The following is a 12007-nucleotide window of genomic DNA, read 5'->3' on the forward strand; positions in this document are numbered from 1 at the left end:
TAGTCTGCGGTATTCTGCAGGCATGATGTGGACGGTTGATGAGCTCGAGGATTACCTCGAGCACTGTCGCCTTTTGCAGTCGGATACTACGACCGTGGAAGTGAAGTCGGGACGCGGGGGAATGCCGCAGTCCCTCGGGGCTACTCTGTGTGCCTTCGCCAACATGCCGCGCGGTGGCACCGTCATTATTGGAGTGGCGGAACCCGACTTTGCGGTGCACGGCGTGGACGATCCCGGCGCCATCGAAAGCGCGCTGGCGGATCAGGCACGCACTCTAGTGGAACCCGCGCCCTTCATTGAGACTCAGACCCTGTACGTCGAAGGGCGAGCTGTCGTGCTTGGACACGTCGAAGGCGTGCTGCCGCACCAGCGGCCGGCACTCTATCGGGGTCGGCCTTACCTGCGAATGGCGGATGGTGACTACGTCATGAGCGCCAATGATCTTCGCATGGTCGAGGTGGATAAGCTGCACGCTCGCGAGGCCATTGCCTATGACTCAGCACCGGTTCCCGGGTCAAACCTAGAAGTCTGTGATGCTTCGGTGCTTAAGGAGGCGGTGGCGGAGCTGCGCAGCGCCACCCCTCGTTTGCGGGGCGCGAGCGATGCCGAGCTGCTGGAGCTATTCCGCGTGGTTGATTCACAAGGGCAGCTGAGTGTGGCAGGTTTATACGCTCTGGGGCGCTTTCCGCAGGGATTCTTTCCCGACCTGCATATTTCTGCGGCCGTGCAATACCCAGCGGGGGAAGAAGGACCGCGTACCCGGAATCTGGAGGAATTCTACGGCCCTGTGCCGGATCTGGTGGATGGAGCCGTGGCGTGGGTGCACAGGAATATCGACACTGACTTGGTCTATGGCACAGATGGCCACCTGCGCGAGGTTCCAGAACTACCGCTGGAGGCTGTTCGTGAAGTCATTGCTAATGCCGTGGTCCACCGCGACCTTGGCCCAGAAAGCTTAGGCGCCGGCAAATTTGTCACTGTCCGGCTGACCCGCCAAGCACTGATTGTGACCAGCCCCGGTGGATTGCGGGGCATCTCCGTGGAAGAGCTTAGGGGAAAGATGCTGTCACCCGTCGCTGTGAACCCGCGCCTATACACATTGAGCACGAAGCTGCGGCTTGAGGACGGCGAGCGTGTCATTGAGGGCCAGGGCGGAGGAATGCGGGTGGTTTTTGAATCGCTTCGGAAAGCTGGATTGCGTCCGCCCGCCCTCATCGACACTGGTGTGCGCTTCACCGTGATCCTCTGGAGGGCGGGGCGAGGCGATGACGAACATGACGCGGCACCGCACGGCGCTAACGCTTCCTCTCTGTCTGCTCCGGAGCCTGCGAGCATAGGCAGTGAGGGCAGCGTGGTGGAAGACGGGCTCGTCGCCAAGCTCGGCGGAAACCCCGCACTTGTGCTTGCTGCGTTGCGCCGGAAGGGCGAGCTCTCGCTCGTGGACATCGTAAACAGTACGCAGCTCACCCGCGGCCAGGTGCGTTACGCGCTGGGCAAGCTTATCGAGTCTGGGCACGTCATCATGCGCGGCAAACACGGTGACCGAGCCACGCGTTACGCTGCGAAGGAGTAGCCCCTAGTGGAAAAGCTCGGGTAGATCTTCGGCGAAATAGCTAATTGGATGTTGGTACCGTACTCTGGTGTGAGCAATGAGCATTACCGATAACGCCACCGGCGGCGTCAACGAGCCGGAAGAATTCAATAAGTCGGAATCTCAGGAAAACTCGCAAGGTGGCGAAGCATTGGACGCTTCGCAGGTGTCGAATCAGGACACCGGGGCTGCGAATAACCCTGAGGACACCGGCGCTGAAGAAGAATCAGCCAACGACAACTCCCAGGGTTTTGCACACCTCGGCCTTTCCGATGACGTTCAGGAAGCCGTGTCCAAGGTGGGCTTTACCAAGCCATCCCCAATTCAGGAAGAAACCATCCCGATCCTCATGGAAGGCCGCGACGTCGTCGGCCTCGCCCAGACGGGTACGGGTAAGACCGCAGCCTTCGCGCTGCCGGTTCTCTCCCAGATCGATACCGAGGCCCGCTACCCGCAGGCTTTGGTCCTGGCACCCACTCGTGAGCTGGCCCTCCAGGTAGCGGACTCCTTCCAGTCCTTCGCTGACCACTTGGGTCGCATCGAGGTTCTGCCTATCTACGGTGGCCAGGCTTATGGCATTCAGCTCTCCGGGCTGCGCCGTGGCGCCCAGATCATCGTCGGCACCCCAGGCCGCGTCATTGACCACCTGGAGAAGGGCTCCCTGGACATCTCACAGCTGCGCTTCCTCGTCCTCGACGAGGCGGACGAGATGCTCAACATGGGCTTCCAGGAAGACGTCGAGCGCATTCTTGAGGACACCCCGGAAGAAAAGCAGGTCGCACTGTTTTCGGCCACCATGCCGAATTCGATTCGCCGCCTGTCCAAGCAGTACCTCAACAATCCCGCTGAGGTCACTGTGAAGTCGGAGCGCCGTACGAATGACAACATCACGCAGCGCTTCCTGCTGACCCCGCACCGCCACAAGATGGATGCCTTCACCCGCATCCTCGAGGTCATTGACTACGATGCCATCATTGTCTTCTGCCGTACCAAGCACGCGACTGAGGACGTGGCCGATAGTCTCAAGGAGGCCGGCTACAACGCTGCTGCCATCAATGGTGATATTGCCCAGCAGCAGCGTGAACGCACCGTCGATCAGCTCAAGGATGGCCGCCTGGACATCCTGGTGGCTACCGACGTGGCTGCTCGCGGTCTTGACGTGGACCGCATTACCCACGTGGTCAACTACGACATCCCGAATGACACCGAGTCCTACGTGCACCGCATCGGCCGTACCGGCCGTGCTGGCCGCACTGGTGAGGCCATCCTGTTTGTCACCCCGCGTGAGCGCCGCATGCTGCGCTCCATCGAGCGCGTGACCAATGCCCGCTTGGAGGAGATGGACCTTCCGACCGCGGATGAGGTCAACGCTAAGCGCAAGGAGAAGTTCTTCGCTTCCATCGGCGCTTCGCAGGAGGACAAGCAGTTCGAGTTCTTCCGTGACATGGTGCGCGAGTACTCCGCGGCTGAGAACGTGGCGATGGATGATATCGCTGCTGCTCTGGCCGTGCAGTTACAGGGCGGGACGGACTTCCTGCTCAAGGAGCGTCCGGTATCCAAGAAGGACCGTCGCGAGCGCGACCGCTTCGAACGCGACGGGCGTGGCCGTGGCCGTGAGCGCGCTGGCCGCGACCGTGACCGCGGCCCGCGCCGACCGGACGGGGACTTTGAGACGTACCGGTTGGACGTCGGCAAGCGCCAGAACGTGCGCCCCGGAGCCATCGTGGGTGCGCTGGCCAATGAAGGTGGCCTGTCCTCCAAGGACTTCGGCCGCATCACCATCGCGGTGGGCCACACCTTGGTGGACCTGCCGAAGAACCTGGACCCGGCAGTGCTGGAGCGTCTGAAGGACACCCGTATCTCCGGACAGCTCATCAAGATTCAGAAGGACACCGGCCGCCCACCGCGCCGGAACTTCGACGATGATCGCGGCCGCGGCGGCTACGGTGGACGTGGCCGTGGTGGACGCGGTGAGCGCGGCGGATACCGCGACCGTGACCGCGGTGGACGCGGTCGTGATCGTGGTGGGCGCCGCGGCGGCTGGCGCGACTAGTCTCTGCCAGGCATCGCAGCGGCCTTAATGCTGCACAAGAAGAAACCTCCCAAACTCTCATTGAGGGCTTGGGAGGTTTTGCTATTGAGGGCTAAACCGGAAAGTTTAGACGTACATCAGGATGGCGCAGACAACCCACAGCAGGTTGAAGATGCCGGAGAACATAGCTAGCTGCTTCTTCAGCTTGGCCACATCGGCGCTGCCCGGGCTAGCAATCGCAGCCATGGCCTTGTTCTGCTTCGGGATAACCACGACGAGCAGAATGACCCAAGCGATGACGGAGAGCAGAAGGGCAATGTGGAACTGGACCTGGGACTTGTAGGCATCCAGGTCGGTAAGGAAAACGGCCAGGCCAATAACCGGAACAATGGCGGAAATATAGCCATAGGTCGAGGTGATCTTGTTGAGGATGCCGGCGGCACCAGCAGCCGAAGCATCACCAGCGCCAGCCTTTGCCAGCTGTGCTGGGAAGGCGGAGGTGGAGATACATACGGTACCGACCAACAAGATAGCGGCGAAGGCGTGGAGGAAAATGAGCAAGCTAGTCATGGGGAGTGCGCTTTACCTTTCTGTACGGGGCTTTTCCCAGCGAAAGTCTAACGGTGCTGTGAGATGAAATCGAATCGGCACTGGTGGCGCATGACCGCATAGTCGCGGGAGGGAAGCGGGAGTTGATACTTGCGGGCCACAGCGGCAAGCCGCTGCGAATAGTCGCAACGATCAGCCGGTGGGAGCCAGTCCGCCGGCAAGGAATCGGACTTGGCTTGGTTCAAATTGCGGGCGGTAGCGACGAGGTTGAGCGGATCATTGGCGAAGGCCATTTTCTTATCACGCGGCCAATCTGAAGCACCAAGGTCCCAGGCCGCTGAGAGCGGAAAGACGTGGTCGACTTCCACGCGCGCCGGCGCCGGAGCGCGGGAATAGGGGTCATAGAGTGTGCCGTTGGTGGTCTGCGAGGCTTTGACATTATCGCGGGTTCCGGGAGCCCAGCCGCCGAAGTCATCGCGGTCATAGCCGGGGGCCTCCACGCGCGCAGGCACGGTAGCCACACCCAGGTCGGGGCCGGGGAGGAGGTGGTAGCCGCCGTAGGCCACGGTGGCTATAGAGAGGAAACCGATATAGGCCGCGCGCAGGTTCATGCACTTTTAGACTGCTGGGGTGTATGAGCGGTTCCCGAATAAGCAGGAAGCACGTGACTGTAGAAACGGGTTAGGTGGGGCAGCCATACGGCTTTTCCCAAAAGGCATTAGTCAGAAGGTTTCTTTGGGGGCAAAGGCACCTTTTAGAGGCTCGCACACGGCGTTTTCGAGGCAAAGGCACCTTTTGAGAAATGCCTTTTGAATAGAGGCTTTTGAGTAGCGACCTTGTAGAGCCATCCGAGTCAATCACAAGCGAAACCCCGCCACAGCAGTAACTGGACTGCTGAAGCGGGGTTTGCGCAGAAGGATCGGGGAGAGAGGAGGGTTACTTCTGAACCTTCTCTGCGGCCTCCTCGAAGTCCAAGTCATCGTTCTTCTCAACGAGCTTGGCCAAGCGGGTAGCCTCCTCGAACTCCTGGGTGACCTTCGCATCCGGGGCCTTGGTAGCCAGGGAAACGCCGACAGCCACGAGTAGAGCGGAGATGAAGCCCGGAACCAGCTCGTAGAGGGTATCGCCCAGCGGGCTCATGCCCCAGCCGATGGCCACGATCGCACCGGTGAGCATGCCGGCGATAGCGCCGGTGGAGTTGAGGCGCTTCCAGTACAGCGCCAGCAGGACGATTGGGCCGAAGGCGGAGCCGAAGCCAGCCCAGGCGAAGCCAACTAGGCCCAGGATCGAATCCGACGGGTTGATGGCCAGCACGGCAGCGATGATGGCGATGGCCACGACGGCGGTACGGGAGAGGTTGATCAGAACCTCCTGGCGCGGCTTCTTCTTAGCGAAGATGAGGTAGAGGTCCTCGATGAGGGAGGTGGAGACAACCAGCATCTGGGAGGACATCGTGGACATGATGGCTGCGAGAACGGCGGTCAGAACCAGACCAGCAAACAGCGGGTGGAACATGACCTGAGCCATGTCCAGGAAGATGGTCTCGTAGTTTTCCTGGTCAGTAATGGAGTGGCCGGTCTGGGTGAAGAACACGGTACCCGACAGCGCCACGAAGATAGCGCCAATCAGGGAAATCCCCATCCAGCTGACACCGTAGAAGCGGCCCGCGCGGGCATCGGAAGGCTTACGCAGCGCCATGAAACGCACGATGATGTGCGGCTGGCCAAAGTAACCCAAGCCCCAAGCCAAGTTACCGATGATGACGGCGGCGGATACGCCAGAGAACAGGGAGAAGTAATCGGGGTTCTCAATAACGCCATTGGTGGCGTAGGGGTTCTCAGCAGCGAAGCTGAAGATCTCGCCCGGGTTGTCCAAGGAGAAGAGCACCATGATCGGCACGATGATGAGGGAGGCGAACATGAGCAGGCCCTGGACGGTATCGGTGTAGGACACCGCAAGGAAGCCACCGACGAAAGTGTAGAAGACCGTCACGGCAGCCACGACGAGCATGCCGACCATGTAGTCACCGCCGAAGCTGGACTCGAAGTAACGGCCGCCAGCCACCATGCCGGAAGAGACGTAGAAGGTGAAGAAGAAGATAATGATCGCCGCCGCGATGATGCGCAGCACGCGCGACTTATCGTGCAGGCGGTTCTCAAAGAAGGAGGGGACGGTAATAGAGTTGCCGGCAATTTCGGAGTAGGAGCGCAGGCGCGGCGCGACCCACTTCCAGTTGGCCCAAGCGCCGATGAGGAGGCCGATGGCCATCCACAGCTCGGACATACCGGTCAGGAACAAAGCGCCCGGCAGGCCCATGAGCAGCCAACCCGACATATCGGAAGCGCCGGCGGACAGGGCGGCTACGAACGGGTGAAGGCCGCGGCCGGCGAGAACGTAGTCGTCATACTCATCCGTCTGCTTGTAGCTCCAGAAGCCGATAGCGGCCATGGCAAGCAGGTAGATGATCATCGCAACGACATACCAAGTGGAGTCTTGCACTGATCTCTCCTTGAGATTGAGATTAAAAAATAGGACCTCACCACGCTAACGAGGCACAAGCTCCTACCCAACTGAAAATTGGCTGGTTGACCAGTATTTGGTTACCTTGGTCACAGCTTAATGTACGGTCTTACTGGTGTTACGTCGTTATGTAACGAGACTGTAACGATTGCTTATTTGGGCTGGATTTGGGAACTTTCTGCAACCCTGACCCCCAGAAGGCGTGCTGCTAAACTGGCCCCTATGGCTTCTTACCTGCTGCATGGCCTCTGGCTGCCCGTCTCCGGCCTGAGCCTATGGATCGAACAGGTCGAAGGGCACAAGATCATCATGCCCTCAGCAGTCCCAGAGGGAACTTTCCCGGATGTGGTCGATAGCATCCTGAGCAAGAAGACCTTCCGCAACCGCGCGCGAGTCTCCCTGCGCACTCCGAAGGGCAAGGATGTCTCCCTCATGGTGCCCATGGCCATGTTTGCCCCGGATGAAGCGGTGGAAACACTGGCCAAGCTGGAATACCTCGACACCGAAAGCCAAGCGGTCTCCGTGGAGCAGCGTGCGACCATCGCGCCGGATCTCCTGTGGCTCATCCGTGCCTACCGCGGGCTTTACCGTTTTGTCCGCGCCGGCCGCGTGACCATCCGCCTGTCCTACCAAGCCGGCGAGTGGTATCCGATGTGGCAGCTGGCCTCCGGTTTGGGCGAGCGCAGCTGGTTGGCGGAAATGCTGGCGTCTGCACCCGGCATCCTGTCCATTAATAACCGGGCCCTGTCTGATGATTTGGCCGATGAGCTCACGCACTGGATTGCCTATACCCAGCTGCGCCCGCAGATCGACGCCCCACGCGCTGCCCCCTGGCACGACTTCGCCCAAGCGCTGCTGAAAACCGCGCCCGTGAAGAAAGGGCGGGCGCAGCTGTTGCGCGGGCTCAACGAGTGGAAGGACTCCATTACCTCCGTCGATCTGCAGCTGGTGTTCCTCGTGGAGGAGCCACCAAATGATAATGTCGCCGTCGAGGACGCAGCATGGCCCATCCGCCTGCTAGTTCGCTCCGGTACCGATTCGCCAATGCCGGTGCACCAAGACCAGTTGGATCGGGGGAGCGTCGAGAAGCTGCGCGAAGCCCGTCGTCACGCCTTCGATGTGGCTCCGCGGCTAAAGTACAATTCCGCGCCGGCGAGCCGGAATGCGGGGGACTGGGATGTGTACCTGACCACGGAACAGCTCGTGGATTTTGTCACCCACGACGCCGCCGCCCTGCGCAAAGCCGGCTTTACCGTGCTGCTGCCCAAGTCGTGGTCCCACATGGAGACCAAAGCCAAGCTGGAAACCACAGAGGTGCGCGATCCTGCTGATGCCGCCACCAAGGCGCACATCGGCATGGAGAAGTTGTTCAGCTATGACTGGAAGCTTTCGGTGGGGGATACGCAGCTTACCGACGCCGAAATGCACGAGCTCATCTCCTCCAAGTCCGGCCTGATTCGTCTGCGCGGCGAGTGGGTCATGGCGGATACACAGGCCCTCAATAAGATCTCGCAGTACATGCGCGAACTGGCCGATACCGCCCGCAAGCGCGCCCTAAAGGAACTGGAGCAGCTCGCCGCGACCGCGGAGATGGCCCGCCAGCTGGAACAGCCTGGCTGGGAAGAGCTCGTTGCGGAGGTGGAGCGCCGCCGCAAGGAATTCAACGAGGGCGAACAAGAAGAAGCGGTAACGCTTGCGGACCTACGCGAGATGGCGTTGAAATCCATGGCGGAGGACCCAGTAGCGTTCACCGGATCTGAGTGGCACACCTCTTTGCTCGGTGGGATGGATAGTACCGCGCCCGACCGCGTGGAGATCCCCGATACGGTCCATGCCGAGCTGCGCGAGTACCAGCGCCGGGGCGTCGACTGGCTGTATTGGATGTCCCGCAACAATATCGGCGCGGTGCTGGCAGATGACATGGGTTTGGGCAAGACGCTGCAGCTGTTGTCCCTGCTGGCGGTAGAAAAGGCCGCCCATGAGACAGAGAGGGAAGCAGAGGCGTGGAAGCCCACCCTGGTGGTTGCCCCGACCTCCGTGGTGGGCAACTGGGCTAGGGAAGCCAAGCGCTTCGTGCCGGACTTTACGGTCATGGTGCAACATGGCACCGGGCGCCTGAAGGGCGAGGAGCTGGTCACAGCGGCGCAGAACGCCGATATCGTCATCACCTCCTATGGCACGGTCAGCCGAGACTTCCTGACCTTGAGCAAGGTGGAGTGGGACCGCGTGGTCCTCGATGAAGCCCAAGCGATCAAGAACGCCTCCACGCGCTCCTCCAAGGCCGTGCGCGCCATCCCCTCGCGGCACCGCGTGGCGCTGACCGGTACGCCGATTGAGAACCGGCTGTCGGAAATGCGCTCCATCCTGGACTATTGCAACCCCGGGATCCTGGGCTCAGCTTCCTTCTTCCGCAACCACTTTGCCAAGGCCATCGAGCGCGAAGGAAGCGATGTCATGGCGGAGCGCCTGCGCCTGCTCACCGGCCCGTTCATCCTGCGCCGCCTCAAGACGGACCCGAATATCATCGATGACCTGCCGGAGAAGTCTGAGCAGATCATCACCGTGCGCATGACCGATGAGCAGGCGGCCCTCTACAAAGCCCTAGTCAATGACGTGGAGCAGGCTCTGGCAAAGAAGAAAGAGGGCATCTCGCGCCGCGGCCTCATCCTGGCATCGCTGACCCGCATTAAGCAGATCTGCAACCACCCGGCGCACTTCTTGGCCGATGGCAGCGCTGTCACCATCAAAGGCAAGCACCGCTCCGGCAAGGTGGAAGAACTCATGCGGATCATCGACCAGGCCATCGAATCTTCGGAGCGCGTACTGATCTTTACCCAGTACAAGGCCTTCGGTGACGTTCTCCAGCCCTACCTGTCTGAGCAGCTGGGCTGCGAGATTCCCTTCCTCCACGGCGGGGTGAGCAAGAACCGGCGCGACCAGATGGTGGAGGAATTCCAGGCCGATAACGGCGCGCCCGTCATGCTGCTTTCGCTCAAGGCAGGAGGTACGGGGCTGAACCTCACCGCGGCGTCGATTGTCGTGCACATGGACCGCTGGTGGAATCCGGCGGTGGAGAATCAGGCCACGGACCGCGCCTTCCGCATTGGCCAGCAGCGCAACGTGCAGGTGTACAAGATGATTACCGCCGGCACCTTGGAGGAATCCATTCAGGACATCCTCGACGGTAAGACGCAGCTGGCTGGGGCCGTCGTGGGCGAAGGCGAGGGCTGGCTCACCGAGCTGAGCCCCGAGCAGCTGGCGGATCTCATGAGCTATAGGGGACAGGAGAAATAAATGGCACCGAAAAACCCTGAGGACAACAACGTCATCTATGCCAACTTCGGCACCCGCAAGCGCGTGAGCACGCCGGAGGAGGTCAACCGCGTCGACCGCGTGCGCACCATGCAACCGGCGGCCACGCGCCTGCTCAACTTTGTCAACCAGCAAACGGATTCCGGCCGCATTCGCCGCGGGCGCCAGTACGCCACGGAGGGCCATGTCGTGGGCCTCGACGTGCGCAATGGCGCGGTACACGGAAAGGTTGCGGGCTCCCAGAACGAGCCTTTCGCGGTGCTCATCCAGGTGCCCTACCGCAATAACGAGGACATCGGGCGGCTGTCGGAGATGTTCGCACGTACCCCCAACTCCGTGGCGAAGGCCAAGGAAGGCATGCTTGCCGACGCCTCCCTCGACATTCTCATCGCCGAGTACCCCGACGACCTTCGCTTTTCCTGCACCTGCCCCGACCCGGAATATGTGTGCAAACACGTCGTGGCGGTGGCGGACCGCCTCGCGGCCCGGATGGATGCCGATCCTTCCGTCATCTTCGCCCTGCGCGGACTTGATTTCGCGCGGCTGGAGCAAGCGGTCATGGAACAGGCCAAGGCGGCCTCGGAGGACTCTTTTTCAGCTTCCGCGACCTCTGAAATCTCTGCCGAGGAACGCAATGCCCTGTTCTGGGAGGGGCGCGAATTGCCGCCCTTGCCGGAGCCCAAAACTGCTCCTGCCGTGGATGATTCCGACCCGGAATTGCTGCGCAAAGCCATGCGCTCCGTGAGTCATACGAACATAGATTTGCTTCGGGCAGTCTCCGATGTCGAGGACCTTTACTATCATCTGACGCACTAGACATTGCCACCCCAGGGGACAGGCTCAAGCGCCAGCCCTGGACCACGTTGTAGGGAGTTTGCATGGCCGCGGTTACGTTCATCCACACCTCAGATTTCCAGCTGGGCATGACCCGCTGGTTTTTAAGTCCTGCGGCGCAATCGCGTTTTGATGATGACCGCGAAGCAGCGGTCCTGCGGCTGGGGGAGTTGGCCACCGAGACGGGTGCCGAGTTCATCGTTGTGGCCGGTGACGTCTTCGAGCACAACTCCTTGAGCAAAACCACGCTGTTGCGCGCGAAGGATATGTTCAAGCGCCTGCCGGTTCCGGTCTACTTGTTGCCCGGCAACCATGATCCGCTCGTGGCGGATTCCATCTTCTTCAACTCCTTTGCGGATAACGTGCACGTGATCGCTGATTCGGAGCCGATTGAGGTTCGCCCAGGCTTGGAGATCGTTGGTGCCCCTTACCTGTCTAAGCGGGTTAATTATGACCTCGTGCGCCGTGCGCTGGAGCCTTTAGAGCCTGCCGAGGAGGGCGCGGTTCGCATCGCGGTGGGCCACGGCCAGGTGGAATCCCGCGCGGGCGAGGGCGAGGACTCGGATGCCGATACGATCGACCTCGCCTTCGTGGAAGAGTGCCTGGATAAGGGTGTTATCGATTACCTGGCGCTGGGGGATACGCACTCCACCGAATCTCTCGGTTCTACCGGCAAGGTATGGTTCTCCGGCAGCCCGGAGACCACGGCCTTCGACGATAGGGAGCGCGATTCGGGCAACGCCTTGGTGGTGACCGTTGAGGGAGAGCGGGTGGACGTGGCCAAGCACCACGTTGGCCGCTGGGACTTCCGGGCGATTGATGCGGACGTTAACTCACTGGAGGAGGTCGAGGCTTTTCTTGCGGAGCTCGATGCCGTTCCGGAGAAGATTCGTACCGCGGTGAAGTACAGCCTGCGTGGCACCGTGGGCTTGAGCGCGCAGGCCCGTCTGGAGCAGGGCCTGGCGGAGATGGAGGAGGTCTTTGCCTCCCTCAAGCCGCGCAAGAGGACCATGGACCTGCATCTGGCGCCCTCAGAAGAAGAACTCGGCGAGCTGAGTTTGAGCGGGTACGCCGCCGATGCGCTAGCGGAGCTGCTCGAGGACCTAGATAATCCCACTGCCCGCGACGCCGCCAACCTGCTGTTCCGCCTCAGCGCGAAGGGAGCCTAA

At 61.2% G+C, this 12007-nt stretch carries 8 protein-coding genes; 5 read left to right on the forward strand and 3 right to left on the reverse strand.

Going from position 1 to position 12007, the window contains the following annotated elements:
• Positions 1-22 precede the first annotated feature (22 nt).
• Together HMPREF2996_RS04915 and HMPREF2996_RS04920 are read left to right on the forward strand one after the other, a co-directional pair.
• Positions 23-1573, forward strand: a complete 1551-nt coding sequence (locus HMPREF2996_RS04915; protein WP_070730384.1) for an ATP-binding protein — start codon at positions 23-25, stop codon at positions 1571-1573.
• A 76-nt stretch (positions 1574-1649) separates the two neighbouring features.
• Positions 1650-3644, forward strand: coding sequence for a DEAD/DEAH box helicase (locus tag HMPREF2996_RS04920; RefSeq protein ID WP_070730385.1), 1995 nt, complete (start codon positions 1650-1652; stop codon positions 3642-3644).
• A 105-nt stretch (positions 3645-3749) separates the two neighbouring features.
• Here HMPREF2996_RS04920 and HMPREF2996_RS04925 read toward each other — a convergent pair whose 3' ends face one another.
• The 3 genes from HMPREF2996_RS04925 to putP all read right to left on the reverse strand — a co-directional run bounded on the left by HMPREF2996_RS04925 (position 3750) and on the right by putP (position 6671).
• On the reverse strand, positions 3750-4193 hold the full coding sequence (locus HMPREF2996_RS04925; protein ID WP_070443704.1) for a DUF2269 domain-containing protein: 444 nt from the start codon (positions 4191-4193) through the stop codon (positions 3750-3752).
• Between the two features lie 47 nt (positions 4194-4240).
• Positions 4241-4783: an HNH endonuclease family protein gene (locus HMPREF2996_RS04930; protein WP_070730387.1), complete on the reverse strand. Its 543-nt coding sequence runs from the start codon at positions 4781-4783 to the stop codon at positions 4241-4243.
• Positions 4784-5108: 325 nt separating this feature from the next.
• Positions 5109-6671 carry a sodium/proline symporter PutP gene (gene putP, locus HMPREF2996_RS04935; protein WP_070443710.1) on the reverse strand — a complete coding sequence of 521 codons (1563 nt, stop codon included), beginning with the start codon at positions 6669-6671 and terminating at the stop codon, positions 5109-5111.
• 243 nt (positions 6672-6914) lie between these two features.
• Here putP and HMPREF2996_RS04940 point away from each other — a divergent pair, with 243 nt between their 5' ends.
• The 3 genes from HMPREF2996_RS04940 (at position 6915) to HMPREF2996_RS04950 (ending at position 12007) form a co-directional block, all read left to right on the forward strand.
• Positions 6915-9986 carry a DEAD/DEAH box helicase gene (locus HMPREF2996_RS04940; RefSeq protein WP_070730390.1) on the forward strand — a complete coding sequence of 1024 codons (3072 nt, stop codon included), beginning with the start codon at positions 6915-6917 and terminating at the stop codon, positions 9984-9986.
• Positions 9987-10820, forward strand: coding sequence for an SWIM zinc finger family protein (locus HMPREF2996_RS04945; RefSeq protein WP_070730392.1), 834 nt, complete (start codon positions 9987-9989; stop codon positions 10818-10820).
• 62 nt (positions 10821-10882) lie between these two features.
• Entirely contained in the window at positions 10883-12007 is a 1125-nt protein-coding gene (locus HMPREF2996_RS04950; protein ID WP_070730394.1) for a metallophosphoesterase, read from the forward strand.

Origin of the sequence: Corynebacterium sp. HMSC066C02, from assembly GCF_001814945.1 — a bacterium.
GTDB lineage: Bacteria > Actinomycetota > Actinomycetes > Mycobacteriales > Mycobacteriaceae > Corynebacterium > Corynebacterium aurimucosum.

What these genes read in the sequence shown, in the direction of transcription:
- HMPREF2996_RS04920 (WP_070730385.1), top strand. Translation starts at nt 1,650, where the DNA reads ATGAGCATTACCGATAACGCCACCGGCGGCGTCAACGAGCCGGAAGAA.
- HMPREF2996_RS04930 (WP_070730387.1), bottom strand. Translation starts at nt 4,783, where the DNA reads ATGAACCTGCGCGCGGCCTATATCGGTTTCCTCTCTATAGCCACCGTG.
- HMPREF2996_RS04945 (WP_070730392.1), top strand. Translation starts at nt 9,987, where the DNA reads ATGGCACCGAAAAACCCTGAGGACAACAACGTCATCTATGCCAACTTC.
- HMPREF2996_RS04915 (WP_070730384.1), top strand. Translation starts at nt 23, where the DNA reads ATGATGTGGACGGTTGATGAGCTCGAGGATTACCTCGAGCACTGTCGC.
- HMPREF2996_RS04950 (WP_070730394.1), top strand. Translation starts at nt 10,883, where the DNA reads ATGGCCGCGGTTACGTTCATCCACACCTCAGATTTCCAGCTGGGCATG.
- HMPREF2996_RS04925 (WP_070443704.1), bottom strand. Translation starts at nt 4,193, where the DNA reads ATGACTAGCTTGCTCATTTTCCTCCACGCCTTCGCCGCTATCTTGTTG.
- HMPREF2996_RS04940 (WP_070730390.1), top strand. Translation starts at nt 6,915, where the DNA reads ATGGCTTCTTACCTGCTGCATGGCCTCTGGCTGCCCGTCTCCGGCCTG.